This is a genomic window from Roseovarius spongiae (assembly GCF_003651245.1).
GTDB classification, from domain to species: Bacteria; Pseudomonadota; Alphaproteobacteria; order Rhodobacterales; family Rhodobacteraceae; genus Roseovarius; species Roseovarius spongiae.
This window is the reverse complement of sequence record NZ_RAPE01000004.1, coordinates 61,090-86,132: the sequence shown is the minus strand read 5'-3', so window position 1 is coordinate 86,132 and position 25,043 is coordinate 61,090. Positions and strand designations below refer to the sequence as shown.

Here is a 25,043-nt window from a genome sequence, read left to right as displayed (position 1 = left end):
ATCGTTGCGGTCATGGAACTTGGCCCCTACATCCTGCTCGCCTCGATCGAGGGTTCCGTCACGGCGGCAGTGCTGGCGCTGACCGCGGTCGGGCTCAGCCTCGTCTTCGGAGTGATGCGGGTGGTCAACATCGCGCATGGCGAGTTCTTCATGCTGGGGGCGGTCATCGCATGGTTCGTCGCCCAGGCGCTGGGCGCGCACCCCGCGGTCGGCTTTGCCGCGGCCCTGATCGTCGCGCCGCTGGTCGTCGGCGCGATCGCGGTGGCGGCGGACGTCACCATCCTCAAGCGGATCGATTACGACCCAGAGCGCACGATCGTCGCGACCATCGGGCTGCTCTACATCATCCAGCAACTGACGCTGATGGGCTACGGCCCCGACGCGCGCCCGGTAGAGGCGCCCTTCAACAGCCGCCTCGCGATCCCGTGGTGGGAATGGAAGGACGGCGCGTTGCAGATGTACTGGCCCTGGGGGCTGGCCACGACGAGTTACAAGCTCGCCGTGATCGGCGCGGCGGCGCTGGTGCTGCTGGGCGTCTGGGCCTTCATGACGCATACCCGCGCGGGATTGCTGATGCGCGCGACGCAGCAGGATCGCGAGATGGCGCTCGCCTTCGGCATCCCGGTCGAACGGGTCTACGCGCTCGTCTTCGGGATCGGCGCGGGATTGGCGGCGCTGGCGGCGGTGCTGATCGTGCCGATCAGCCAGGCGCATTACCTGATGGGGGCCGATCCTCTGCTGCTGTCGTTCATCGTAGTCATCATCGGCGGATTGGGCAGCCTGCCCGGCACGGTGGTGGCGGCGATCCTGATCGGGTTGAGCGACGGCATCGTCTCGGTCTTCTTCTCGCCCACGCTGGCCAAGATCCTCGCGACGCTGCTGGTCGCGCTGGTGCTGGTGTTCCGCCCCGGCGGCCTGTTCGGGACGCGGCAGGCATGAGCGAACGCGCCAAGGTCGTCGGCCTGCATGGCGGGCTGCTCGTGCTGCTCTTCGCGTTGCAATTCGCCCTGCCCGCCTATCACCACGGCAACCTCGCGCGGATCATGGTGCTGGCGAGCTTCGCCATCGGGTACAACCTGCTCTTCGGCTACACCGGGCTGCTCAGCCTCGGGCATGCGCTGTTCTTCGCCGCCGGCATGTATGGCGCGGGGCTGAGCGTCCTCCATTTCGGATGGTCGCCCGCTCCGGCGCTGATCGTGGGGCTGGCGGCGGGGGCGGCGGTTTCGGCGTTGCTGGGGCTGCTGGCGCTGCGCACGGCAGGGGTGGCGTTCATGATCGTCACGCTGATGTTCGCGCAGGCGGGATACCTCGCCATCCTCTATTTCGGAAAATGGACGTACGGAGACGAGGGGTTCGTGATCGCACGCGCCGCGCGCATGCTGCATGGCGTCGACCTCAGCGATCCGGCGTCCCGCTATTTCGCCGCGCTGGCGTTGTTCGCCGTAAGCCTCGCTGTCTGCCTCTGGCTGGTGCGCAGCCGCTTTGGCAAGACCCTGATCGCGATCCGTGAGAACGAGGAGCGCACGCGGATGCTGGGTTACGACACCTTCGCGCGCAAGCTGGGCGCGATGGTGATTTCGGGGGCGATCTCGGCCGCCGCGGGGGCGGTTTACGGGTTGCTTTTCGGCTATGTCGGGGCGACCTTCGCCAGCGTGCAGTATTCGATCTTTCCGCTGCTCTGGGTGCTTCTGGGCGGCGCGGGCGTGGTGGTGGGGCCGTTCGTCGGCACGCTGTTCATGTTCTACCTGATCGACCTCAGCTCGGGCGTGACGACGGCCTACATGCTGATCGCGGGTGTGGTGCTCGTGCTGTTGACGCTCTTCGCGCCGCAGGGACTGACCGGAGAACTGCGCCGCAGGCTCTGGCCGTGGCTGCCATGACGCTGCTCGCCACGCAGGGACTGTCAAAGCACTTTGCCGGGCTCCAGGCCGTCCGCGGCGTCGACCTCGACCTGCCACGCGGCGAGGTGCGCGCGCTCATCGGGCCCAACGGCGCGGGCAAGACGACGCTGGTCGGCATGATCTGCGGGCGCATCGCGCCAAGTTCGGGCACGGTGCATTTCGACGGGCGGGACATCACGGCCCTGCCCGCGCACAGGCGCATCAACCTGGGGATGGCCTACACGTTCCAGATCACATCGGTCTTCGCGCGGCTCGACGCGGCCGAGAATGTCGCGCTCGCCGCGCGGCGGCGGGTGCGCGGCGAGGGAGTGGAGGCCGTCGTGCAGGAGGCGCTGGCGCGTGTCGGACTCGCTGACCGCGCCGCCACGCTTGCGGGCGATCTGAGCTACGGCCACCAGCGTCTGCTGGAAATCGCGATGGGGCTGGCGCAGGCCCCCCGCCTGCTGATCCTCGACGAGCCGACGCAGGGGCTGGCCGAGAGCGAGATCGCCGCCTTCAAGTCGCTGATCCGTGACCTCGCCGGCGGCGCGACGATCCTGCTGATCGAACACAACATGAGCGTGGTGATGGAAACTGCCAACCGGGTGACGGTGCTCAATGCCGGCGAGGTGCTGGCCGAAGGCGCGCCGGCCGAGATCCGCGCCGACAAGGCCGTGCAGGCCGCCTATCTGGGGACCGGTTAGATGCTGGAATTGCAGGGAGTCGGATCGGGATACGGACGCGCGCAGGTGTTGCGCGACCTCGATCTGCGTGTCGACGCCGGTGAAATCCTCTGCCTGTTGGGCCGCAACGGCGCGGGCAAGACGACGGTGATGCAGACGATCATGGGGTTGCTGCTGCTGATGACGGGGCGGATCACGCTGGATGGCGCGGATATCGGCGCGCTCCCCGCCCACATGATTCCTCGCGCCGGGATCGGCTATATCCCGCAGGGGCGGCGGCTGTTCCCGGGGCTGACGGTGGCGCAGAACCTCGCCGTCGGCATGCAGACCCGCAACAGTCCGCCAGAGGTGCTGGACGAGGTGCTCGCCCTGTTCCCGCGCCTGCGCGAGCGGATGGGCCAGCGGGCGCAGACGCTTTCGGGGGGCGAACAGCAGATGCTGGCGACCGCCCGCGCGCTCTGCCTGCGGCCCAAGGTGCTGCTGCTGGACGAGCCGACCGAAGGATTGCAGCCCTCGATGATCGAGGCGATCCGCGAGGTGATCGTCGAAATGCGCGACCGCGGGGTGGCGGTGCTGCTGGTCGAACAGCGGATCGATGCGGTGCTGTCGATCGCGGACCGCGTCGCGTTTATCGAGAACGGCCGCAACGGAGAGACCCTGCCCGCCGCCGCGCTGCAGGCCGATCGCGCTATCGTGGATCGCTACGTGGGCGTCTGACTGCGCTACAGCCCCGCCGCAAGCCGCGTGCCCTGATCGATGGCCCGCTTCGCGTCCAGCTCGGCGGCGACATCGGCCCCGCCGATCACATGCACGCGCGCCCCGCTCGTCCCGAGCGCGTCGGCAAGGCCGCGATTGGTGACCTGTCCGGCGCAGAGAACGACGGTATCCGCCTCGATCAGCCGCGCGCCACCGTCGACGGTGATGTGCAACCCGTCCGCATCGATGCGCTCATAGGTGACGCCGCCGACCATCTCGACCTGCTTCATCCTGAGCGTCGCGCGGTGGATCCAGCCCGTCGTCTTGCCCAGCCGTTTGCCGAGGCGTTCGTTCTTGCGTTGCAGAAGGGTGAGGCGCCTTGCGGGCGGGCCGGGGCGCGCCCCCTCGGGGGCGAGGCCGCCGCGCGCCTTGGCAGGGTCGGTCACGCCCCATTCGCGCATCCATTCGGGCAGGTGCAGGGTCGGGCTCTCGCCCGCTTCGACAAGGTATTCGGCCACGTCGAACCCGATCCCGCCCGCGCCGACGATGGCGACGCGTTCGCCCACCTCGGCCTTGCCGCGCAGCACGTCGATATAGCTCAGCACGTTCGGCCCGTCCTGGCCGGGGATATCGGGATCGCGCGGCAGAACGCCGGTGGCGATAATCACGTCGTCGAACCCGGCCAGGTCCTGCGCGCCCGCCTCGCGGCCCAGCTTCAGCGTCACGCCGGTCGCCTCCAGCATCGCGGCGTACCATTCGACCAGCCCGTCGAACTCTTCCTTGCCGGGGATGACGCGCGCCATGTTGAGCTGCCCGCCGATGCGGTCGTCCCGCTCAAAGAGCGTCACGGCGTGGCCGCGCTCCGCCGCCGTGATCGCCGCCGAAAGGCCAGCGGGGCCCGAGCCGACCACGGCGACGCGCCGCGACTCCGCCGCCGGTTCGATCACCAGCTCGGTTTCGTGGCAGGCGCGCGGGTTGACCAGGCAGGTGCTCATCTTGCCCGAGAACGTGTGGTCGAGGCAGGCCTGGTTGCAGGCGATGCAGGGCGCGATCAACTGCGCCTGCTCCGCCTCGGCCTTGGCGACGAAATCGGGATCGGCAAGGAACGGGCGCGCCATCGACACCATGTCGGCGCAGCCTTGCGCCAGAACGTTCTCGGCCACTTCGGGCGTGTTGATCCGGTTCGAGGTGACGATGGGGACGCCGACCTTACCCATGAGCTTCTGCGTGACCCATGCGAAGGCCGCACGCGGCACCGAGGTGGCGATGGTCGGGATCCGCGCCTCGTGCCAGCCGATGCCGGTGTTGATGATCGACGCGCCCGCCTCCTCGACCGCGCGGGCAAGCTGCACGACCTCTTCATGGGTCGAGCCGTCCGGCACGAGGTCGATCATCGACAGCCGGTAGATCAGGATGAAATCGCTTCCCACCTCGGCGCGCGCCCGGCGCACCACCTCGAGCGGAAGCCGCATCCGGTTCTCGTAGGAGCCGCCCCAGCGGTCGGTCCGCTTGTTGGTGTGCCGGACCAGGAACTGGTTGAGGAAATATCCCTCGGATCCCATGATCTCGGCCCCGTCATACCCCGCCTCGCGGGCGCGGGCGCAGGCGGTCGCGATATCGGCGATCTGCTTTTCGATGCCGTCCTCGTCCAGTTCCCTGGGCGCGAAGGGCGAAATCGGCGACTTGATCGGTGATGGCGCAACGCAGTCGGGGCTGTAGGCATAGCGCCCCGCGTGCAGCACCTGCATCGCGATCAGCCCGCCGGCGTCATGGACCGCGTCGGTCACGACCCGGTGATTGGCGATGTCCTGATCCGTGAACAGTCCCGCGGCGCCGGGAAACACGCCGCCCTCGGCATTGGGCGCCATGCCGCCCGTGACCATGAGCGCGACCCCGCCCCGCGCCCGCGCGGCGTAGAACTCGGCGACGCGCGGCCAGTCCTTCGTTTCCTCCAGCCCGGTATGCATCGACCCCATGATCACGCGGTTCTTCAGCGTGACATGGCCCAGGTCGAGCGGCGAGAAGAGGTGGCTGTAGCGGCTCATGGCGGCCTCCTTCGGCGTTTGGCGGCAGCATGGCGCGCGTGCGTGCCCTTGTCACCCCGCGACGCTGCGTTAGAGCGTCTTTGCGTGAGATCAAAGTCCGGTGCATACTATCCGCATAACGTCACGCGGATTGCGACAGGAGAATGACGGATGTTGGAGATCAGCACCTACAAGGTCGCGCAGGTCGTCCTCATGGCGCGAGAGCTCGACCGCGCCGAGGGTGAGCTGCGCGGTTTCATCGACCGGCTGAGCGAAGAAGAACAGGCCAGCCTCGTCGCCGTGATGTGGATCGGCCGTGAGAGTTTCGAGGCCGACGACCTAGACGAGGCGATCCGCACCGCGCGCGACGAGGCCACGACGCCGACGGCCGATTACCTGCTCGGCTCGCCGCACCTGTCGGATCACCTGGAGAACGGGCTCGAGGCGCTGGGCCTGTCGGCCTATGACGACGAGGACGACCTGATCCGCGGCGGCTGATCCTCGCCGCGCCTCATGCCTGCGGGGGCTGTTCCCGGCAGGCGCGGGTCGCGGCGTGATCGACCTCTCCGCTTTCATCACAGACCACGCCAAAGAGCGCGCGCGCCTGATCGGCCGTATAGCGGCCAAGCCGCACGTCCTCGGCCACGCGGGCGGGTGCCCGCATGAACGGATCGCCGTAACCGCCGCCGCCGGGCGTTCGGACGCGGACCCGGTCGCCGGGTTCCAGCGGGATGTCCTGTTCCTTGGACAGGTGCAGCGGAATGTAGGGCGTGTCGCCGCGCCAGACCGTCACCTCGTTGAGCGCGCCGTCCGCGCCGCCCAGCGCGCCTTGCGGCCCGGTGCGCCCGTGATCCATCACGAAGCTCGCCGTGGCCGCGCCGCGCCGCAGTTCGACCTCGTAATCGAGCCCGAAACCGCCCCGTTGCGCGCCGGCGCCGCCCGACCCTTCGCGCAGGGCGTAGCGGTGATAGAGCACCGGGAACGCCTGTTCCATGATCTCGACCGGGGGCGCCTTGGAGATGCCGATGGTCGAACAGCCGTTGCTCAGCCCGTCGCCCCCCGCGTGGCCGCCGTAGCCGCCGCCCGAAAGCTGGTACATCACGAAATCCCGCCCACGCGCCGGGTCATGCCCGCCCAGCGCGAAATTGCCGCTGGTGCCGGCCGGGGCGGCGGTCACGCGGTCGGGCAGAACAGACACTAACGCGGCGAAAACAGCCTCCGCGATGCGTTGGCTGACCTCTGCCGCGCAGCCCGAGACGGGGCGCGGATATTGCGCATCGAGGAACGTGCCGGCAAGGCCGGTCACGCGCAGCGGTTCGAACGCGCCGGCGCTGATCGGAACTTCGGGAAAAATGTGACGCATCGCGAGGTAGACGGAGCTGAGCGTCGTCGCCCTGACCGAGTTCATCGGCCCCCGGCAAGGCGGGGCGCTGCCGGTGAAGTCAAAGGTCAGATCATCGCCTTCCCGGCTGATACAGAGCCTGATCGCGAGCGGTTCATCGACCACGCCGTCGCTGTCGATCCACGCCACGCTCTCATGCCGCCCCTCGGGAATCTGGCGGATGAAGACGCGCATCTGCTCGGCGGCGCGGCGGCGCAGCTCGTCGATCGCCTCGCGCACCACGGCGTCGCCGTAGCGATCGAGCAGCAGGCCCAGCCGCTCGGCCCCGAGATCGAGCGCGGCGGCCTGCGCGCGCACGTCGCCGATCCGCTGGTCGGCGACGCGGATGTTGGAACAGATGATCGCGTATATCTCGGGATCGAGCGCGCCCTGCCTGAACAGCCGCACCGGCGGCAGGCGCAGCCCCTCCTGTTCGACCGAGGTCGCCGAGGCGGAGAACCCGCCGGGGACCGCGCCGCCGGTGTCGGGCCAATGGCCGGTATTGCTGAGCCAGCAGAAGATCTCGCCGCCCCGGTAGAAGGGCCGCGCAAAGCGCACGTCCATCAGGTGCGTGCCGCCGAGATAGGGATCGTTGACGATGTAGATGTCGCCGGGCGCGGGCGCGGCCGCGCGGCCGTCCGCGATCATCTCGATCAGGGTCCGGGTCGAATATTGCATCGTGCCGACGAACACCGGCAGCCCGCCAGCCCCCTGCGCGATCAGCGCGCCGTCGGCGGCGTCGTAGATCCCGTCCGAGCGGTCATTCGCCTCGGCGATCACCGGCGAGAACGCGGCGCGGGAGAAGGTAAGATCCATCTCGTCGCAGACCTGTTGCAGACCGGCCTGGATGACCGAGAGCGTGATCGGGTCAAGGCTCATCCCGCACCCCCGATTTCGACCCTGATATTGCCCAATTCGTCCCCCGTGGCGCGGTCGCCCGGTTCGATCAGGAGGGTGGTGTCCATCTGCTCGATGATCGCGGGACCGTTCAGGGCGGCGTCGAGCGGCAGGTGATCGCGCCAATAAACCGGCGTGTCGTGAGCCGCTCCGTCAAAGCGCACAGGGCGCGTCCCGGTCTGCGCCTCGGCGACCGACCGCTTGCGCCCGGAGGGGTCGATCAGCGCGCTGAGATCGAGCGGCGCGCGCAAACCGATCACCGAGGTGTTGACGTTCACGAGGTTGGCGCGGATTCGATCCAGTTTCACCCGGAAACGGTCGAAATAGGCCCGCTCGAACAGCGCCTGAAGCGTTTCGGCGTCGACATGCGGCGCCGTGAGCGGGACGCGCAAGAGGTGGGTCTGGCCGACGAACTGCATGTCGACGCTGTGGACGTGGCGGATGCCGCGGATCTCGATGCTTTCCTTGGCGATCATCCGTTCGCCCCGGTCGATCTGGGCGTCGAACACATCGCCAAGCGCGCCGGGATCGAGCCAATCGAGCGGCGTGTTGATCGTGGTCACGAAATCATGCCGCAGATCGGCGATGACGCAGCCCAGCGCGTTGGTGATCCCAGGACGGCAGGGTATCAGGACGCGCGGCACGCCCAGTTCGCGCGCCAGCGCCGCGGCGTGCAGCGGCCCGGCCCCGCCGAAAGCGAAGAGCGCGAAATCGCGCGGGTCCGCCCCGAGCGAGATCGACACCATGCGGATCGCGCCGGCCATGCGGGTGTTGGCCATGCGGATCACCGCCTCGGCGGAGTCCAACACGCCGATCCCCAGCGGTTTGGCCAGTTTCGCGTCGAATATCGCCGCGACGTCATCGACCGCGACGCCACCCGAAATCGCCAGTTTAGCCGGGTCGAGCCGTCCGAGCAGCAGGTTGGCGTCCGAAATCGTCGGCTCCGCGCCGCCGCGGCCATAACAGATCGGGCCGGGATCGGCGCCCGCGCTCTTGGGCCCGACCTCGAGCAGCCCGGCCTCGTTCACTCGCGCGATCGAGCCGCCCCCGGCCCCGACGGTGCGCACGTCGACCATCGGGACATGGATCGGCATGGCGTATTCGATCTCGATCTCGTTGGAAACGGCCGGTTCCGCGCCGCGGATCAGCGCCACGTCGGTCGAGGTGCCGCCCATGTCGTAGGTAATCAGATCCGCCTGCCCCGCCGCGCGGCCGGTGTAGGCGGCGGCCATCACGCCCGAGGCGGGGCCGGACATCACCGTCTTGGCCGCCTCCTGCGCCACCAGCCGGACCGAGACCATGCCGCCGTTGCCGTTCATCACCAGCATGTCGCGTCGGTACCCGCCTTGCGCCAGCTCGGCGGTCAGCCGGTCGAGATAGCGCGCCAGGATCGGCTGCACGCCCGCGTTGACCGCCGCCGTGACCCCGCGTTCATATTCGCGCGATTCCGACAGGATCGCGTGCCCCATCGTGATGTGCCCGTTCGGCCAGATATCGCGCAGAAGGGCGGCGGCGCGGCGTTCATGCGCGGGGTTGGCGTAGGCGTGCAGGAAATGCACGACGAGCGATTCGCACCCTGCCGCCAGCAGCGCGCGCCCGGCGGCGCGCACGGCCTCCTCGTCCAGAGGCGTGACCACCTCCCCTTGCGCGTCCATGCGTTCGGCGACTTCCAGCCGCAGGTCGCGCGGGATGAGGGGCGTGAACTGCCCGGTCATGCCGTAGGGTTGCGGGCGGGTCCGGCGGCCAAGCTCGAGCACGTCGCGAAAGCCCGCCGTGGTGATGAGGCCGGTGCGGCTCAGCTTGCGTTCAAGCACCGCGTTGGTCGTCGTCGTCGTCCCATGCACGATGAGGTCGAGCGCGGCGAGGTCGCTTCCGGCCTCCGCCAGCGCATTCAACACGCCGAAAGCCTGGTTGTCTGGCGTGCTCGGCGCCTTGGCCAGGCGCACCGCCCCGCTGGCGGGGTCGAGCTGCACCAGGTCGGTGAACGTGCCGCCCACGTCGATCCCGGCCACCAGCCGCGCGTTATCGCTCACATGCCGCCCCTTCGGTCCGCTTTGTTGGCGAGAGTTGGCGAGAGGCCGGCAAAAGTCAACGAAAGCCGAGGCTGACCCGGATGAGCGCCTGCGGCGCACGGATCAGTTTATCGGCGCCATGCCGCGGGCGTCGGCGGCGCCTCCGGCGGGGATATTTCGGGCAAGAAGATGCAGCGAAGGGGGCGCTTCAGACGCCGACGTCGGGGCCGAGGCATAGGAGGGGTTCGACGCTTTTCTCGACCTCGTAGAGTTCGGATTGGGTCGGGTCGTTTTCGAACCGGGCGATCAGGCCGCCGCTGTCGCGCTTAAAGCTCCAGCATTGCGGGTCGGGGTTTTCGTCGTAGACGAAACAGATCAGCGGGCCGTCCTCATACCAGACGCCGTCCTGGCATTTCCCGTCGAGGAAGGACCAGCGCACCCGGCGGTCGTCAAGATATTCCTCGGCGCCGTAAGGGGATCCGAGGCTGCCGTAGTAGAACGTCTTGCCGCGGGTATAGGCGTCGAATTCCGCGGCGCTCATGCTGTCCTGCGCGGCGGCGGGCAGGGCAAGACAGAGCAAAGCGGGGATCAGGGTCAGGTGTCTCATGGGCGGAGTCTGGCAGAGCGCGGGGCGGGACGCCACCGCTATCGCCCGCGGTCAGTTCCATCGGCGGGCGCGCGCGTCCATCATCCGGCGCCAGAGCGGCGGAACCAGCGCGACCGCCGCCATGACGGGAAGCGGGCGGGGCAGCATCGGCATGCGCTCCGCGTCGAGTTGCAGCGCCGGGTAGGCGCGTGAGGGGGTGACGTGGTGATCCGAGTGGCGGGGCGCATTCAGCGTCACGGCGGAGGAAAACCAGTGCGGGGCGTTCCAGGAATGCTGCGGGCCGACCGGCTCGGGGGCGCCATCCGTTCGGGTGCGGCGGCTGAGGCCGTAGTGCTGGACGTAATCGGACAGCAGGATCTGCATCTGCGCGTAGAGGCAGAGCGCGATGTAGACCATCAGACCGCGCCATCCGGCCAGCAGGGCGACCCCGGCAATCATCGCCATGCCGCCGCCGACATAGAGCAGGTAGGGATGCCGCCACCGCGGCTTGCCTCCGCGCGTCAGCATCGCGCTTTCGGCGGCGAGGCCGGCGCGAAAGCTGCCCGGCGCCGCGGACAGCGCGAATCGGTAGAAACCGGTCCCCATCGGGGGGCTGTTGGGATCTTTGGCGGTGGCGACATGCACGTGATGCACCCGCAGATGCGCGCTGGCGTGGTGGCCGGTCAGCAGGCTGGTATAGACCAGCCGCCCCAGCAGGCGCAGCGCGCGGGGGCGCTTGTGGATCAACTCGTGCGCGACCGGGTGCGAGATCTGCCCGAAGACCAGTCCGCACGCGATGCCGATCGCGGCCCGCGGCAGGGCGTGAAGGCCGCTTGCGCCCGCGACAGTCCAGAGAACGAGGGCGAGCAGCGCGAAATGCGCCACGCCAAGCGCGGCAAGAAGCGCGTCGCTGCCCGGAAACTCCGCCTCGGGGTCGGAATTGATCGCCGCGCGGGCGATCAGCCGGTCCATCAGGGCGACCAGCGCCGTCATGTAGAGCAGCCCCAGCGCCGCCGCCCAGCCGCCCTGGAGCGCGCCGAATGCGATCAGCGCGGCGGGCGTCAGCGTGGCGAGGGCGAAGAGCGGCATATCCATATCCTTGGCTGCGCGTGACATGACGCGTTGATTGCGGCACTCTGGCGGCAGGATACGGGCAATGCGGCGATTGTCTCAACGCTTCCGTCGCTTTTGGCGTCGCGCGCGCCCGGACGAGCCGATATGTCCGGGAGCGGAACAGGTACGAGGATTCATCATGGCACTGGATGATCGCAAGGGCGTCTGGAAATCGGGCAAGGGCAAGGGCCGCCATACGCCCAAGGGGCGGCAGCTCGAGGATGGGCCGTGGGAAGAGGTCCGCGCGCTGCTGGGCGACGGGCCGCGGCGGCGCGACCTGCTGATCGAATACCTGCATCTCATCCAGGACAAGTACGGCCACCTTTCGGCGGCGCATCTGCGCGCATTGGCCGAGGAATTGCGCATCGCGCAGGCCGAGGTGTACGAGGTCGCCACCTTCTACGCGCATTTCGACGTGGTGAAGGAGGGCGAGACGCCGCCGCCCGCGCTCACCATCCGGGTCTGCGATTCGCTGTCATGTGAACTGGCCGGCGCGCAGCAGTTGAAGGCGGCGCTCGAGGACGGGCTCGACCCGGCGCAGGTGCGCGTGCTGCGCGCGCCCTGCATGGGCCGCTGCGACACCGCGCCGGTGCTTGAACTGGGTCACAACCATATCGACCACGCCACGCCGGAGAAGGTGCAGGCGGCTATCGAGGCGGGTAACGTGCATCCGGATGTTCCCGATTACGAGGGGCTGGCGGCCTATCGCGGCGATGGCGGTTACGGAACGCTGGAAGAGATCCGCAAGAGCGGCGATTTCGAGGCGATTCAGCAGACGCTTCTGGACGCCGGGCTGCGGGGACTGGGCGGCGCAGGCTTTCCGTCGGGACGAAAGTGGGGCTTTGTGCGGGCCGAGCCGGGGCCGCGCTACCTTGCCGTGAACGGCGACGAGGGCGAGCCGGGCACGTTCAAGGACCGCTACTACCTCGAACGGGCGCCGCATCTCTTTCTCGAGGGGATGCTGATCGCAGCATGGGCGATCGAGGCGAAGACCTGCTTCATCTACATGCGCGACGAATACCCGGCGGTGCTGGAGATCCTGCGCCGCGAGATCGCCGCGCTCGAGCAGGCGGAGATCGTCGCGCCGGGATATATCGAACTGCGCCGCGGCGCCGGCGCCTATATCTGCGGCGAGGAAAGCGCGATGATCGAGAGCATCGAGGGCAAGCGCGGCCTGCCGCGCCACCGCCCGCCCTTCGTCGCGCAGATCGGCGTCTTCGGCCGCCCGACGCTGGTGAACAATATCGAGACGCTCTACTGGGTCGCGCGCATCCTGCGCGAAGGCGGCGAGATCCTTTCGGGCGTCGAGAAGAACGGGCGCAAGGGGCTGCGCTCATATTCCGTTTCGGGGCGGGTCAAGAACCCGGGCGTGCACCTGCTGCCCGCCGGCTCCACCATGCAGGACATAATCGAGGCCTGCGGCGGTATGCTCGACGGGCACGCGTTCAAGGCCTATCAGCCGGGCGGGCCGTCGGCGGGGCTGCTGCCCGCGTCGATGGGCGACATACCGATGGATTTCGACGTGTTGCAGGAACACGGCACCTTCATCGGCTCGGCCGCGGTCGTGGTGTTGTCGGATCAGGATTCGGCGCGCGACGCCGCGCTCAACATGCTGCGCTTCTTCGAGGACGAAAGCTGTGGCCAGTGCACGCCATGCCGGGTGGGCTGCGAAAAGGCGGTCAAGCTCATGCAGGCCGACCGCTGGGACCAGCCGCTGCTCGAGGAACTGTGCCAGGCGATGAGCGATGCGTCGATCTGCGGGCTGGGCCAGGCGGCGCCGAACCCGATCCGCCTGACCATGAAGCATTTCCCGGACGAAGTTTAGCGCAACGCCCGCCCTTTCAAATCCCCTCGGACCGCGCTAGAGCGGTGCCCGTGCAACCCGGGCGCGTGGCCGCGCGTTTCACCCTCGGGCGCGCCGCACATCCCGCGCGAGACGCGCCGTAACCTGAGTGGTCAGACCAGAGGGGATAACACATGGCGTTTTTCAAGAAACTCAAGGACAGGCTGTTCAAGTCGTCCTCACGGCTCGAGGACGGGCTCGACGCGATCGTCGAGGAGGGCGGCACGCCCGAACCCGACCTGCCGGAGCCGTCGCAACCGGATCCGACACCGGATACGACACCCGGACCCAAGCCGGCGACGGTCCCCGATCCCGGCCCGGACACAACGCCCGAGCCCGAACCCGAAACGGTGCCCGACCCCGGCCCGTCGACCGTGCCCGAGCCGGAGCCGACCACCGTGCCGGACCCCAAGCCCGACACGACGCCGACTCCGGACCCCGTGCCGCAGCCCGATCCCGGCCCGCAGCCCGCGCCCGAACCGCCGACCGAGGTGCCGACGCCGCCGTCGCCCACGCCGCCGGAGCCGCCGCAGGAGATCCCGCAGCGGCCGGCGGATTCGCCGCCGGCACAGCCGCCGACGGAAATCCCGCTCGATACCCTGCCCAAGGGCGCAGGGCAGCCAAAGCCCGGGCTTCTCGGGCGGCTTCTGGGCCGGGGGGGCGACGCCGGGGTCGTGCGCCGCGCGCTCGACGACGACATGCTCGAACAGCTCGAGGAATTGCTCATCGCTGCCGACATGGGGGTGGACACCGCGTTGCGCGTCACCGCGAATCTGGCCGAGGGGCGCATGGGCAAACGGCTCTCCACGCAGGAGATCAAGGAGCTTCTGGCGCAGGAGATCGCGCGCATCATGGAGCCGGTCGCCAAGCCGATGCCGCTTTACCGCAAGACGCCGCAGGTGGTGCTGGTGGTCGGCGTCAACGGTTCGGGCAAGACGACCACCATCGGCAAGCTCGCCAGCCAGTTCCGCGCCGCGGGCAAGTCTGTGGTGATCGCGGCGGGCGACACGTTCCGCGCCGCGGCGGTCGAACAGTTGCAGGTCTGGGGCGAACGCGCGGGCGTGCCGGTGCTGACCGCGCCGGAAGGATCCGATCCCGCCAGCCTTGCGTTCGACGCGATGGGGCAGGCCCAGGCCGAGGGCGCGGATTTGCTGATGATCGACACCGCCGGTCGTTTGCAAAACCGCGCCGACCTGATGGAGGAACTTGCCAAGATCGTGCGCGTCATCCGCAAGAAGGACCCGGACGCGCCGCACAACACCTTGCTCGTGCTGGACGCAACGACGGGGCAGAACGCGCTGTCCCAGGTCGAGACCTTCCGGAAACTGGCGGATGTTTCGGGCCTCGTGATGACAAAACTGGACGGCACCGCCAAGGGCGGCGTTCTGGTGGCGCTTGCCGACCGCTTCGGCCTGCCGATCCACGCCATCGGCGTCGGCGAGCAGATCGACGACCTCGCCCCCTTCGACCCCGAAGAGTTCGCCGCCGCGCTGACCGGGCTCGAGGTTTGACTCAATTGTCGTCGTGCGTGCCCATCCAGCGTTCCAGCGCGCGCAGCACGATCAGAACCGCGACCACGATGCCGGCCGCCATCGCCGCCAGCGGCATCTGCCCGGCCCCGCAGGCAAGGCCGATCCCGCCCGCGAGCCACATCGACGCGCCGGTGGTGGTGTTGCGCACCTTCCCGCCCGAGGCGAAGATTATCCCCGCCGCAAGGAAAGCGACCCCGGCGGTCACCGCTTCGATCAGGCGCAGCGGATCGACCTGGATCGCGTCCTTGGCCCCGAAGGGCATGGTGGCGAGTTGCTGGCTCACGATGATGAAGAGGCACGCAGCCATCGAGACAAGCATGTGCGTGCGCAACCCTGCGGGCTTGCCCCGGTGTTCGCGTTCAAACCCGATGACTCCGCCTAGCACGATGGCGACGCTCAGCCGGATCGCCGCTACCGAGGGTGGCACGGCCGAGAACGTGCCACTCAGTTCATCTGTCAGTGCTTCCACCCGTCCCCCCCGAATCGTGGCGCGCGGATGCGCGCGGTTGTGCGCCGAACGCAGAACGCGCGGCTCCGGTTCCCTTGCCCACGTGATCGCGGCATGAGCGATTGGCTGATCTCGCTCGAGGGAACGCAGGCGGGGCATACGCTCGCGCTCTGGCTGGCGCTGATGGCGGCGTTCCTGCACGCGGTCTTCGGCGCGCTGCAGAAGGGACGACACGATCCTTGGCTGACGCGCGGGGCGGTCGATTTCAGCTATGCGCTGATCGCCGCGCCCTTCGCATTCTTCTTCGTCCCGTTTCCCGAGCCGCACATGTGGCCGATCTTCGCCGGGGCATGGGCGATCCACACGCTCTACAAGGTGTTGCAGGCGATGGCCTATACCAAGGGCGCTTACACCGTGGTTTACCCGGTGGTGCGCGGGACCGGGCCTCTCTTCACCGTGATCGGCGCCTATCTCATCTTCGGCGAGGTCTTCAGCCTGACGCAATGGGCGGGCGTGGGCGTTCTGATGGCGGGCATCTTCGGGCTTGCTGTCTATAACCTGATCTTCCTGGTCAAGGCGCGCGACACGCTGCCGCTGGCGCTGGGCCTGGCCTTCTGCACCGGGCTGGTGGTCGCGCTCTATACGACCTATGACGCCTATGGCATCCGGGCCACCGAAAATCCGTTCACGTTCCTTGCGTGGTTCTTCTTCATCGACGGGCTGACGATCCCGGTTTACGCCTATCGGCGCTGGCGGGCCATGCCGGACGCGCCCGCCCCCGGCCCCCTGATGCTTCGGGGGGTGTTTGGCGGGGTGATCGCGCTTATGTCCTTCGGGTCGATCATGCTGGCCACCCGGCTGGACAAGGTCGGCGAGGCGGCGGTTCTGCGTGAGACATCGACCGTCTTCGCCGCGCTGATCGGCTGGCTGGTGCTGCGCGACACGGTCGGGCCGCGCCGGATCGCGCTGATGTGTCTGATCGCGCTGGGCGCGGTCATCGTTGAAATGGGCGGATAAGGGAAAGCAGGACGGACATGGCAGGCAAGAAGATCAACAGCGGGCTGCGTGCGGGGCTGGAGTATGGGCCGATCCTCGCCTTTTTCCTCGCCTACCTGTGGCTGAAGGATCAAACCTACAATCTCGGCGGCACGGAATACGCCGGTTTCGTCGTCGTCACCGCCGGGTTCATCCCCGCCTTCCTGCTGTCCATCGCGCTGTTGTGGAAGCTGACCGGTCATCTCTCCAAGATGCAGGTGATGACCGCCGTGCTCATCACCGTTTTCGGCGGACTCAGTGTCTGGTTTAACGATCCGCGCTTCTTCAAGATGAAGCCGACGATCATCTACCTGCTGTTCGGCGGCTTGCTTGGGCTCGGCCTCCTGCGGGGGCAATCCTGGCTGCAATCGGTGATGGACGGTCTGATGCCGCTCACCGATGCCGGCTGGATGATCCTGACCAAACGCCTGATGCTGTTCTTCTTCGGCCTCGCCATCCTGAACGAGGCGATCTGGCGCACCCAGAGCGAAGAGGTCTGGGTCTATTTCAAGACCTTCGGCCTCACCGCGGCGATCTTCCTGTTCTTCGTCACGCAGGGCAAACTGTTCCGCGAACACGGAACCGGGGACGAGGACGGGTCATCGCCCGATTGACGCGCTACCCGCGCGGGATTACACAAAACACCGTGGCGATTTGTTACCGGATTGTGGGCCACGTTAAACATGCCGCTAAAAGGTCAGGAAGAAGCCCCTTCTGCTTGACCGGCGCGGGGGCTTTTTTTGTGGGCGCGGCCCGGAGGTCAGACATGAGCGAGAACTGGAACACCCGCACCCGGCTGGTGCATGGCGGCGCGCGGCGCAGCCAGTATAATGAGCTGAGCGAAGCGATCTACATGACGCAGAGCTTCGTCTACGACAGCGCCGAAGACGCCGAGGCGCGGTTCATCGAATCGGGCCCGGACGAATTCATCTACGCGCGCTACGGCAACCCCACGGTCGCGATGTTCGAGGACCGCATCGCCGCGCTCGAGGGCGCCGAGGCCGCCTTCGCCACCGCGTCCGGCATGGCGGCGGTGAGCGGCGCGCTCACCTCCATGCTGCGCGCGGGCGATCACGTAGTCGCGGCGCGGGCGCTCTTCGGGTCGTGCCTTTATGTTCTGGACGAGGTGCTGACGCGGTTCGGGGTCGAGGTGAGTTTCGTCGACGGCGCCGATCTCGGCCAGTGGAAGGCGGCGCTGCGCGAGGACACCAAGGCGGTGTTCTTCGAGACGATCGCCAACCCGACGCTAGAGGTGATCGACATCGCCGCCGTCGCAGAGCTCGCCCACCAGGTCGGCGCGACGGTGATCGTCGACAACGTCTTCGCCACGCCGGTGTTTTCCCGCGCGGTCGAACAGGGGGCCGACGTGGTGGTTTATTCCGCGACCAAGCATATCGACGGGCAGGGCCGCGCGCTGGGCGGCGTGATCCTTGGGAAGCGGGACTATATCCGCGACACGGTGCAGACCTACATGAAGCACACCGGCGGCTCCATGTCGCCCTTCACCGCCTGGATCATGCTCAAGGGGCTCGAGACGATGGACCTGCGGGTGCGCGCGCAGGCGGCGACGGCGCATGCCATCGCCGACGCGGTTCAGGGGCATCCGAAACTCGCCCGCGCGCTTTATGCCGGACATGGCAGCCACCCGCAGGCGCAGCTTGTCCGCGAACGCATGGGCGGCGGCGGCACGGTGCTGGCGCTTGACCTCGCGGGCGGGCAGGCGGCGGCGTTCCGGTTCCTTGACGCGCTGCGGATCGTGCTCATCTCGAACAACCTTGGCGACGCGAAATCCATCGCCACCCATCCCGCGACCACGACGCACCAGCGGCTGACGGACGCGCAATGCGCCGCGCTCGGGATCACCCCCGGCCTCGTGCGGCTTTCGGTGGGGATAGAGGATACCGATGACCTTCTCGCCGACGTGATGCAGGCGCTCGACGCGGCCTGATTGAGGACAGGCGCGACGAAGGGTGCCGCGTTTGACGTGGCGACGCGCGCGGCGGGCCGGACGCGCGGATGGAGGATGCCGAGGCCTGGAAGAAGAGCGCCGCCGCGCCCTCCGGGCGATGCGGGATCGACTTCCGGTGCCCGATGCGCGACTTTGCGAACTCGCCACCCTGCTCCACGCACCACCGGAGAAACCATGACCGACGCCCCCCGCATCCTGCTGCACAACGACGACACCGACGCGATGAAGGCGCGGCTGGCCGAGGCGGCCCCCGACGCCGAGATCGCGACCTGCAACGACTACGCGGGGCTGGCCGGGATGCTGGCCGAGTTCAGGCCCGACGTTGTTTATGGCGTCTGCTTTGCCGGTCGCTCGGGCTACCCGCGCGAGGCGTTGCTTGGGCCGGACGGGCCGCGCTGGATCACGGTCGCAGGGTCGGGCGTGGATCACCTGCGCATGTGGGACGAAGAAAAGGTTACCGTGACCAACTCCGCCGGGGTCGCCGCCGCGATGATGGCCGAATATGTCCTCGGCGCGATCCTGCATTTTGCAATCGATATTCCCGGCCTCATGCTTGACCAGGCCGCGCATCACTGGGAAAGCGCGCGGCAGGTCACGCCGATCCACGGCAAGACGATGCTTATCGTCGGCCTTGGCCATACCGGACAGGCGGTCGCTGCGCGCGCCAAGGCGCTGGGCTTGCGCGTGATCGGAACCCGCGCGCGCCCCGTCGAGACCGAGCATGTGGACGAGGTGCATTCCCCCGACTCGCTGCCCGGTCTCTGGCCTCGCGCCGATTTCGTCGTGGTGAGCGTGCCGCTTCTGCCCGCCACGCGCGGGCTGGTCGGGGCCGAGGCGCTGGGCGCGATGAAGGAAAGCGCGATCCTCGTCGACGTGTCGCGCGGCGGCGTGGTGGATGGCGCCGCGCTTGTCAACGCGCTGCGCGGCGGGGCGATCGCGGCGGCCGCGCTCGACGTGTTCGACCCCGAACCGCTTCCGGTCGACTCACCGATCTGGGATCTAGAAAACGTGTTGATTTCGCCGCATTGCTCGGCCGTGTACGAAGGTTGGGGGATGGCGTCGCTTGAGCTTTTCATCGACAATCTGGCGCGCTGGCGGCGGGGAGAGACGCTTGCCAACATCGTCAGCCCCGCGCGGGGCTACTGAAAGAAGGACATCATATGACCGACCGTTTCACCGGGGTGATCACCCCCCTCCTCACCCCCTATAACGACGATTCCAGCATCGCGTTCGATCTCTACCTCGATCACGCGGCCGGCTGCCTCGCCGATGGGGCGCATTACCTGTCGCCCTTCGGCACCACGAGCGAGGCGCTGAGCCATTCGGTGCGCGAACGCATCGACGCGCTGGAGAAACTGGTCGAGAACGGGGTCGCGCGCGCGGATCAGCTCATGCCGGGCACGGGGCTGTGCAACCTCGAGGAAACGCTGACGCTCAGCCGGCACGCGGTCGAACTCGGCTGCGCGGCGGTGATGACGCTGCCGCCGTTCTTTTTCGTGAAGGCGAGCGACGAGGGGCTCTACCGCTATTTCAGCCAGCTGATCGAGGGCGTGGGATCGGATGCGCTCAGAATATGTCTATACAATATCCCGCAGAATACCGGCATCGCCGTCTCGCCCGCGCTTGCCGGGCGGCTCAACGACGCGTTCCCCGAGGTGGTCGTCGCCTACAAGGACAGCTCGGGCGATTGGGACAACACCAAGGCCGTGATCGAGGCCGCGCCGGGCATTTCCGTCTTTCCGGGATCGGAAAGCGTGATGATGCGCGCGATGGCGCTGGGCGGGGGCGGGTGCATCTCGGCCAGTTGCAACACCAACGTGGCCGGCATCCGCGCGCTATACGACACGCTGCGCGCGGGGGACGATGAGGGCGCGAAGGCGCTGGCGCCGCAGATCGACGCGCATCGCGACGCGGTGCAGGCGGGCGGGCTGATCCCGGGACTGAAGGGGCTGAAGGCGCGGCAGACCGGGGACGCGCGTTGGCTCAACCTGCGCGCGCCGCTGATGCCCGCCGATCCGGCGCTGGCCGGGCCGCTGGCGGACACGCTCGCGCGGCTCTGAGCGCGCTCAGACCGGCGTGGCGCGGGTGCGTCCGAAAGTCGGCGTCATCGGTGGCGGGGACGGCATCCGGGCGCGCCGGATCGTCGCCTCGCCGACCTGGTTCACGGGGCGCGCCTTCTTGGGCAAGTCAGCCTGTTCCGGCCCGGTCGAAGGGGTTTCGCGCGCCAATTGGCGGGCGAACAGCGGGTTGGACGCCATCGCGGCCATGCCGAAGGTCTGCGCCATGCGCATCTGCTGCTCGAACATCTGACCCATCATCTGGATCCCGACCGCGGAATAGTGAGGTGGCGTGTATGAGCGGGACATTGTCCTGTCTCCTCTGGCAGAAGGATGAACTGGCCCCAGTATCGCATGACGTGCACACGCCTGCTATGCGGCATGATGCCCGGCGCCCCGATGCACGGGAATCCGCCGATCCTGTGGATGGAATCCCCCGCCGGGCCGCGGATCCCGGACCGGGATCAACCGACGTGAAACAGCGTGGAAAACAGCCTTGGGTCGATGCTCTGGACGGTAAAGGTGTCGCCTTCGGTCAGGATGCTCACCGCGTCATGGCTGTGCAGGCTTTCCTGGTGGCTGGCGATGATGCGGAAATCCCCGATTCGCGGATCGGCCAGCAGACGCTCGCAAAACAGCCGCGCCGCGTCCTCGACAAAGATCGGGTTGGCGGCGTTCAGTTCGGCGAAGGCCTGCTCGTCCTCGCGCTTGACCATCACCTGCGTCTCGGTCGGCACCGCGGCGCGGGCGTGGTCGATCAGGTCCTCGAACCAGAGGCAGTCTTCGCCCGTGACCTCGACCGAGATGCGCGCGACCGACCGCTGGCTGTGCGGCGTCGCCAGTTGGCCGCGCATCTGGCGGGCGTGTTCGCTGAGTTCGAGCGAACAGGGACAGGTCGAGGAATAGACGTAGTCGAGATGCATGAACTTGCGCCGCGCGCCGCCCGCCTCGACCAGTTCGAGCGCGATGTCGTAATACTGGAAGCCCTCCAGCCCGGAACGCAGCGATCTCACCTTTGCCGGATAGGAGAACCGCATCTGGATGCGCGCGTCCACGCTGTCGAGATCGGCGATGTAGTCGTCGAGCGCCGCCTCGATCACCTCGAAGCTGAAGGTCTTTTCCGCGTGCCGGTAAAAGCTGCGCATGATGCGCGACATGTTGATGCCCTTGCGCCCCGCCTCGAGGCTGACCGTGCCGGTCACCGAGGTTTCAAGCGTCAGATCCCCGCCGTCGCGGGTATGAAACCGGATCGGCAGGCGGAAATTCGAGATGCCGACATGCTGCAACTGCTGTCGAGAGCCGCGGATCAGCGACGCAGGGCCGTTCTGCAGATCCGGCAGGCTCGCGCGATAGGCGTCGTCGGATTTGAAATCCTCGGGGAAGGTGCGCGAAAGCGCCGGGTAGTTCGGCAGTCCGGCGTCCGGCAACAGCCGCGCGATGCCGGGCGCGAGATCGGCGACCTCCTCGGGCGTCGCCTGCGTCGCCCAGCGCCGCAGGAGCGCGAGCGCCTCTTCCGCCTCGTCGCGGTCGGGGCCGCGTTGCACGTCCGGTATGTGTCGGTTCATCGGTTTCTCATCCTCACCGCCATGGTGACACCATACCTAAGACCTTTCAGCGCCGTATGCCATGCCTCGCGCCCGTTCGCGGCGCGCAGTCGCGCCATCCGGCAGGGGCGTCAATGGTTTCTTCTTGATGAAAATGCCGGAGGGCCAAGCAAAACGCCCGCCGGACCTGGGGCGGGCGCATGCCATTCAGCGATGACGTCGCTCAGCTATAGACCGATTCCTTGCCGAAATGCTTGGTCAGCATGTAGTAGATGACGGCGCGATACTTGTTCGGGTTGGAACGCCCGTAGGTGTCGAGCACGCTGTCGATGGCCGCCATCAGGTTCGGCCCGTCGCTCAGCCCCAGTTTCTTGATGAGAAAGTTGTCCTTGACCGTTTCCAGTTCGTGGGGCTGTCCGCCAGCGACGGTGGATGCATCCGCATCGTAGATCGCCGGGCCGCAGCCGATCGTCACCTTGGTCAGCAGATCCATGTCCGGCTGCATGCCGCATTTCGTGCGCAGATCATCCGCGTATTTCGCGATCAGGTCATCACGTCGTCCCATTGTCGTCTCTCCCTCGGGGCAGTTTTCGCCACATTAATTGTCCAAGCCATTCCGGCTTGGCTTCGAAGGTTAACGATTTGTCCGGGCATGACAAAGGGAAAATCCGCCACGGTTCCCCGCAGACGCCAAGGAACAAACGCCCCCCGGACCGCAGGGGCCGGGGGGCGCGACTGGTTCAGGACAGGCTGCCGCCAGACGTTAACCGTCGGTTTTCTCCTGTTCGCCGGCGCCGTCGGTCACGCCGGAATCGTCGGTCTGCGTCGCATCGTCGGTGGCCTCGGGCTCGTTATCGTAGGATATCGCCGCGCCGTCCGACGTCGCGGAGCCGTCCGACATGTTGTCCGACTCCGACATGTCGTCCGAGTCCATGTCGTTGGTTGATGCTTCGCCAGTTGTCGCGGCGTTCCCTGACGCGCCATCGCTTTCCATCAGGTCGGCAAGGCCGGTTTCGTCAGGCAAGCTTTCAGCGGTGGATTCATCGAACTCGGGACGCTGTTTCAACTGGTCCTCGGTCGCGTTGAGCGTGACCATCTGCTGGGCTGAGTCATACTCGAACTCGCCCAGCGGCAGGGCGACCGTGTATTCGCCCAGTCCCAGGAAGCCGCCGACCCCGACGACCGCCTCCGGCCCGCTGCCCTGGTCGATCACGTAATCGACATCGCCGATCGTGTCGCCATCGGGAGTATAGACGTCCTGGCCGATCAGATCGCCCACGGTCATATCCGAAAGCGAACTGAACTGCGTGGCCGCCGCGGCGTTCACGTCGGCGGTGACGCCTGCCGCGCTCGATCCGTCGGCCGGGGCGGTGGCGTCCGTGTCGGTTTGCGCGACGGCGCCCCCGGCCACCAGCGCGGACATGGCTGCGCTCATCATCAGTGTCTTGAGTTTCATGGCTTAACTCCTTTCGTCAGCGTGAAGCTCTGATGACGAAATGCGTGGGCGGGCGCTCGGGTTTCCGCCCCAGTCAGGCAGGCGCGCGTCCATGCAGAATCCTGCCGATTGGCGCAGCCGGGATAGGCGGGTTCCCACTGAACCAGGCGTCCACACCGCCATTTTCATGCCGCATGACAGCAAAACGCCCGCCCGAAGATCGGGCGGGCGTTGAACATGTCGCGGCGCCGCTAAAGCGGCGCGGAGCCGTCAGTAGCGGTAATGCTCGGGCTTGAAGGGACCGTGCTGCGGCACGCCGATGTAGTCGGCCTGCTCCTTGGTCATCTCGGTCAGCCGCACGCCGATCCGGTCGAGATGCAGGCGCGCGACCTTCTCGTCGAGATGCTTGGGCAGGATGTAGACCTGGTTCTCGTACTGGTCGCCGTTCTTCCACAGCTCGATCTGCGCCAGCACCTGGTTGGTGAACGACGCGGACATGACGAAGCTCGGATGCCCGGTGGCGTTGCCGAGGTTCAGCAGGCGGCCCTCGCTCAGCAGGATGATGCGGTTGCCCGAGGGCATCTCGATCATGTCCACCTGTTCCTTGATGTTGGTCCACTTGTGGTTCTTGAGCGCGGCGACCTGGATCTCGTTGTCGAAATGGCCGATGTTGCCGACGATGGCCATGTCCTTCATCTCGCGCATGTGCTCGATGCGGATCACGTCCTTGTTGCCGGTGGTGGTGACGAAGATGTCCGCGCTTGACAGCACATCCTCCAGCCGCACGACCTCGAACCCGTCCATCGCGGCCTGGAGCGCGCAGATCGGGTCGACCTCGGTGACCTTGACGCGCGCGCCGGCGCCGCGCAGCGATGCGGCGCTGCCCTTGCCCACGTCGCCATAGCCCATGACGACGGCGACCTTGCCCGCCATCATCGTGTCGGTGGCGCGGCGGATGCCGTCGACGAGGGATTCCTTGCAGCCATATTTGTTGTCGAATTTCGACTTGGTGACCGAATCGTTCACGTTGATCGCCGGGAAGGGCAGCAGACCCTTCTTGTGCAGGTCATAGAGACGATGCACGCCGGTGGTGGTTTCCTCGGACACGCCCTTGATCGCGTCGCGGGTCTTGACGAACCAGCCGGGGCTTTCCTTCATGCGCTTCTTGATCTGCGCCTGGATGACCTCTTCCTCTTCCGAGGTCGGAACGCCGAACTCCTCACCCTCCTCGATACGCGCGCCCAGGAGCACGTAGAGCGTGGCGTCGCCGCCATCGTCCAGGATCATGTTGGCCCCTTCCGGGAACTGGAACGAGCGGTCGAGATAATCCCAATGCTCCTCCAGCGTCTGGCCCTTGACGGCGAAGACCGGCGTGCCGCCCTCGGCGATCGCCGCCGCGGCGTGGTCCTGCGTGGAGAAGATGTTGCAGGACGCCCAGCGCACATCGGCCCCGAGCGCGTTCAGCGTCTCGATCAGGACGGCGGTCTGGATCGTCATGTGCAGGCTGCCGACGATGCGCGCGCCTTTCAGCGGTTTGTCCTCGCCGAATTCCTCGCGCAGGGCCATCAGGCCGGGCATTTCGGTTTCGGCGATGTCGAGTTCCCTGCGGCCATAGCCGGCGAGGCCGATGTCCTTGACGATATAATCAGCGGTCATGTGCAATAATCCTTTGCTCTCAAGCTTGGTCAGGCTCTAGCAGCGGGCGTTGTGGAAAACAATCTGCCAAGTGCAGGGCCGCCGCGCCCCACCCGGGCCGCGCTCCGTTCTGAAGCGCGGCCCCGGCGCCGACGCCGGCGGGGCAGACTTGCGAGACGGTAAACTGTATATTGGCGATCCGTTATGGAGGAAGATCGCGCGCGTTCCCGCTCAGGCGATCACATTCATGTGAACAGTTGCAACTACTTTCCC

General features: G+C 67.4%; 23 protein-coding genes and 1 riboswitch. Of the genes, 12 read left to right on the top strand and 11 right to left on the bottom strand.

The genetic code is table 11. The annotated features are described in order from the left end of the window. Positions 1–12 precede the first annotated feature (12 nt). The 4 genes from D6850_RS14045 to D6850_RS14030 are packed head-to-tail and all read left to right on the top strand — an operon-like array spanning position 13 to position 3,280. On the top strand, positions 13–939 hold the full coding sequence (locus D6850_RS14045) for a branched-chain amino acid ABC transporter permease (protein WP_121168069.1): 927 nt from the start codon (positions 13–15) through the stop codon (positions 937–939). Next, positions 936–1,880, top strand: a complete 945-nt coding sequence (locus tag D6850_RS14040; protein WP_121168067.1) for a branched-chain amino acid ABC transporter permease — start codon at positions 936–938, stop codon at positions 1,878–1,880. The genes D6850_RS14045 and D6850_RS14040 overlap by 4 nt, the downstream gene beginning before the upstream one ends. Next, the gene (locus D6850_RS14035; RefSeq protein WP_121168065.1) at positions 1,877–2,584 is read left to right on the top strand and encodes an ABC transporter ATP-binding protein; all 708 of its coding nucleotides are present in this window, start codon (positions 1,877–1,879) and stop codon (positions 2,582–2,584) included. Before D6850_RS14040 ends, D6850_RS14035 begins: the two co-directional genes overlap by 4 nt. Next, positions 2,585–3,280, top strand: coding sequence for an ABC transporter ATP-binding protein (locus D6850_RS14030; RefSeq protein WP_121168063.1), 696 nt, complete (start codon positions 2,585–2,587; stop codon positions 3,278–3,280). Between the two features lie 5 nt (positions 3,281–3,285). On the opposite strand, the gene D6850_RS14025 is transcribed toward D6850_RS14030, so the two are convergent. After that, on the bottom strand, positions 3,286–5,304 hold the full coding sequence (locus tag D6850_RS14025) for an NADPH-dependent 2,4-dienoyl-CoA reductase (RefSeq protein ID WP_121168060.1): 2,019 nt from the start codon (positions 5,302–5,304) through the stop codon (positions 3,286–3,288). Between the two features lie 150 nt (positions 5,305–5,454). Between D6850_RS14025 and D6850_RS14020 the strand changes: the two genes are divergently transcribed. Beyond that, positions 5,455–5,781, top strand: a complete 327-nt coding sequence (locus D6850_RS14020) for a DUF3775 domain-containing protein (RefSeq protein WP_121168058.1) — start codon at positions 5,455–5,457, stop codon at positions 5,779–5,781. Between the two features lie 13 nt (positions 5,782–5,794). On the opposite strand, the gene D6850_RS14015 is transcribed toward D6850_RS14020, so the two are convergent. From D6850_RS14015 to D6850_RS14000, 4 genes are all read right to left on the bottom strand, one after another. Further along, positions 5,795–7,543: a hydantoinase B/oxoprolinase family protein gene (locus tag D6850_RS14015; RefSeq protein WP_121168056.1), complete on the bottom strand. Its 1,749-nt coding sequence runs from the start codon at positions 7,541–7,543 to the stop codon at positions 5,795–5,797. Then, positions 7,540–9,594, bottom strand: coding sequence for a hydantoinase/oxoprolinase family protein (locus tag D6850_RS14010; RefSeq protein WP_121168054.1), 2,055 nt, complete (start codon positions 9,592–9,594; stop codon positions 7,540–7,542). Before D6850_RS14010 ends, D6850_RS14015 begins: the two co-directional genes overlap by 4 nt. Positions 9,595–9,781: 187 nt before the next feature. Further along, positions 9,782–10,180, bottom strand: a complete 399-nt coding sequence (locus tag D6850_RS14005; protein ID WP_121168052.1) for a hypothetical protein — start codon at positions 10,178–10,180, stop codon at positions 9,782–9,784. Between the two features lie 51 nt (positions 10,181–10,231). Then, on the bottom strand, positions 10,232–11,275 hold the full coding sequence (locus tag D6850_RS14000) for an alkane 1-monooxygenase (RefSeq protein ID WP_245964196.1): 1,044 nt from the start codon (positions 11,273–11,275) through the stop codon (positions 10,232–10,234). A 136-nt stretch (positions 11,276–11,411) separates the two neighbouring features. Between D6850_RS14000 and D6850_RS13995 the strand changes: the two genes are divergently transcribed. Further along, a complete protein-coding gene (locus tag D6850_RS13995) occupies positions 11,412–13,097 on the top strand; it encodes an NAD(P)H-dependent oxidoreductase subunit E (protein WP_121168048.1) in 1,686 nt (561 codons plus the stop codon). 152 nt (positions 13,098–13,249) lie between these two features. Beyond that, positions 13,250–14,626 carry a signal recognition particle-docking protein FtsY gene (ftsY, locus tag D6850_RS13990; RefSeq protein ID WP_121168045.1) on the top strand — a complete coding sequence of 459 codons (1,377 nt, stop codon included), beginning with the start codon at positions 13,250–13,252 and terminating at the stop codon, positions 14,624–14,626. Between the two features lies 1 nt (position 14,627). On the opposite strand, the gene D6850_RS13985 is transcribed toward ftsY, so the two are convergent. After that, positions 14,628–15,116 carry an MgtC/SapB family protein gene (locus D6850_RS13985; RefSeq protein WP_245964195.1) on the bottom strand — a complete coding sequence of 163 codons (489 nt, stop codon included), beginning with the start codon at positions 15,114–15,116 and terminating at the stop codon, positions 14,628–14,630. A 93-nt stretch (positions 15,117–15,209) separates the two neighbouring features. Here D6850_RS13985 and D6850_RS13980 point away from each other — a divergent pair, with 93 nt between their 5' ends. From D6850_RS13980 to D6850_RS13960, 5 genes are all read left to right on the top strand, one after another. Next, positions 15,210–16,112, top strand: coding sequence for an EamA family transporter (locus D6850_RS13980; RefSeq protein ID WP_121168043.1), 903 nt, complete (start codon positions 15,210–15,212; stop codon positions 16,110–16,112). Positions 16,113–16,129: 17 nt separating this feature from the next. Then, on the top strand, positions 16,130–16,744 hold the full coding sequence (locus tag D6850_RS13975) for an inner membrane-spanning protein YciB (protein ID WP_121168041.1): 615 nt from the start codon (positions 16,130–16,132) through the stop codon (positions 16,742–16,744). 22 nt (positions 16,745–16,766) lie between these two features. Beyond that, a riboswitch (SAM riboswitch) is annotated at positions 16,767–16,843 on the top strand. Positions 16,844–16,896: 53 nt separating this feature from the next. Beyond that, a complete protein-coding gene (gene metZ, locus D6850_RS13970; protein WP_121168039.1) occupies positions 16,897–18,078 on the top strand; it encodes an O-succinylhomoserine sulfhydrylase in 1,182 nt (393 codons plus the stop codon). Positions 18,079–18,273: 195 nt separating this feature from the next. After that, complete coding sequence (locus D6850_RS13965) at positions 18,274–19,245, top strand: D-2-hydroxyacid dehydrogenase (RefSeq protein WP_121168037.1); 972 nt, start codon at positions 18,274–18,276, stop codon at positions 19,243–19,245. 14 nt (positions 19,246–19,259) lie between these two features. Next, the gene (locus D6850_RS13960) at positions 19,260–20,159 is read left to right on the top strand and encodes a dihydrodipicolinate synthase family protein (protein ID WP_121168035.1); all 900 of its coding nucleotides are present in this window, start codon (positions 19,260–19,262) and stop codon (positions 20,157–20,159) included. A 6-nt stretch (positions 20,160–20,165) separates the two neighbouring features. Here D6850_RS13960 and D6850_RS13955 read toward each other — a convergent pair whose 3' ends face one another. The 5 genes from D6850_RS13955 to ahcY all read right to left on the bottom strand — a co-directional run bounded on the left by D6850_RS13955 (position 20,166) and on the right by ahcY (position 24,791). Beyond that, on the bottom strand, positions 20,166–20,465 hold the full coding sequence (locus tag D6850_RS13955; protein WP_121168033.1) for a hypothetical protein: 300 nt from the start codon (positions 20,463–20,465) through the stop codon (positions 20,166–20,168). A 155-nt stretch (positions 20,466–20,620) separates the two neighbouring features. Continuing rightward, positions 20,621–21,721, bottom strand: a complete 1,101-nt coding sequence (gene folE2, locus D6850_RS13950) for a GTP cyclohydrolase FolE2 (protein ID WP_121168031.1) — start codon at positions 21,719–21,721, stop codon at positions 20,621–20,623. Positions 21,722–21,923: 202 nt separating this feature from the next. Next, complete coding sequence (locus D6850_RS13945; RefSeq protein WP_121168029.1) at positions 21,924–22,265, bottom strand: DUF2853 family protein; 342 nt, start codon at positions 22,263–22,265, stop codon at positions 21,924–21,926. A gap of 198 nt (positions 22,266–22,463) precedes the next feature. After that, positions 22,464–23,156 (bottom strand): PRC-barrel domain-containing protein, encoded by a 693-nt coding sequence (locus tag D6850_RS13940; RefSeq protein WP_121168027.1) that lies wholly within the window; start codon positions 23,154–23,156, stop codon positions 22,464–22,466. 249 nt (positions 23,157–23,405) lie between these two features. Further along, on the bottom strand, positions 23,406–24,791 hold the full coding sequence (gene ahcY / locus D6850_RS13935; RefSeq protein ID WP_121168025.1) for an adenosylhomocysteinase: 1,386 nt from the start codon (positions 24,789–24,791) through the stop codon (positions 23,406–23,408). Positions 24,792–25,043: the final 252 nt, after the last annotated feature.

Coding starts and splice junctions, on each gene's coding strand:
- D6850_RS14045 (WP_121168069.1), top strand. CDS start 13: ATGGAACTTGGCCCCTACATCCTGCTCGCCTCGATCGAGGGTTCCGTC.
- D6850_RS14040 (WP_121168067.1), top strand. CDS start 936: ATGAGCGAACGCGCCAAGGTCGTCGGCCTGCATGGCGGGCTGCTCGTG.
- D6850_RS14035 (WP_121168065.1), top strand. CDS start 1,877: ATGACGCTGCTCGCCACGCAGGGACTGTCAAAGCACTTTGCCGGGCTC.
- D6850_RS14030 (WP_121168063.1), top strand. CDS start 2,585: ATGCTGGAATTGCAGGGAGTCGGATCGGGATACGGACGCGCGCAGGTG.
- D6850_RS14025 (WP_121168060.1), bottom strand. CDS start 5,304: ATGAGCCGCTACAGCCACCTCTTCTCGCCGCTCGACCTGGGCCATGTC.
- D6850_RS14020 (WP_121168058.1), top strand. CDS start 5,455: ATGTTGGAGATCAGCACCTACAAGGTCGCGCAGGTCGTCCTCATGGCG.
- D6850_RS14015 (WP_121168056.1), bottom strand. CDS start 7,543: ATGAGCCTTGACCCGATCACGCTCTCGGTCATCCAGGCCGGTCTGCAA.
- D6850_RS14005 (WP_121168052.1), bottom strand. CDS start 10,180: ATGAGACACCTGACCCTGATCCCCGCTTTGCTCTGTCTTGCCCTGCCC.
- D6850_RS14000 (WP_245964196.1), bottom strand. CDS start 11,275: ATGTCACGCGCAGCCAAGGATATGGATATGCCGCTCTTCGCCCTCGCC.
- D6850_RS13995 (WP_121168048.1), top strand. CDS start 11,412: ATGGCACTGGATGATCGCAAGGGCGTCTGGAAATCGGGCAAGGGCAAG.
- ftsY (WP_121168045.1), top strand. CDS start 13,250: ATGGCGTTTTTCAAGAAACTCAAGGACAGGCTGTTCAAGTCGTCCTCA.
- D6850_RS13980 (WP_121168043.1), top strand. CDS start 15,210: ATGAGCGATTGGCTGATCTCGCTCGAGGGAACGCAGGCGGGGCATACG.
- D6850_RS13975 (WP_121168041.1), top strand. CDS start 16,130: ATGGCAGGCAAGAAGATCAACAGCGGGCTGCGTGCGGGGCTGGAGTAT.
- metZ (WP_121168039.1), top strand. CDS start 16,897: ATGAGCGAGAACTGGAACACCCGCACCCGGCTGGTGCATGGCGGCGCG.
- D6850_RS13965 (WP_121168037.1), top strand. CDS start 18,274: ATGACCGACGCCCCCCGCATCCTGCTGCACAACGACGACACCGACGCG.
- D6850_RS13960 (WP_121168035.1), top strand. CDS start 19,260: ATGACCGACCGTTTCACCGGGGTGATCACCCCCCTCCTCACCCCCTAT.
- D6850_RS13955 (WP_121168033.1), bottom strand. CDS start 20,465: ATGTCCCGCTCATACACGCCACCTCACTATTCCGCGGTCGGGATCCAG.
- folE2 (WP_121168031.1), bottom strand. CDS start 21,721: ATGAACCGACACATACCGGACGTGCAACGCGGCCCCGACCGCGACGAG.
- D6850_RS13945 (WP_121168029.1), bottom strand. CDS start 22,265: ATGGGACGACGTGATGACCTGATCGCGAAATACGCGGATGATCTGCGC.
- D6850_RS13940 (WP_121168027.1), bottom strand. CDS start 23,156: ATGAAACTCAAGACACTGATGATGAGCGCAGCCATGTCCGCGCTGGTG.
- ahcY (WP_121168025.1), bottom strand. CDS start 24,791: ATGACCGCTGATTATATCGTCAAGGACATCGGCCTCGCCGGCTATGGC.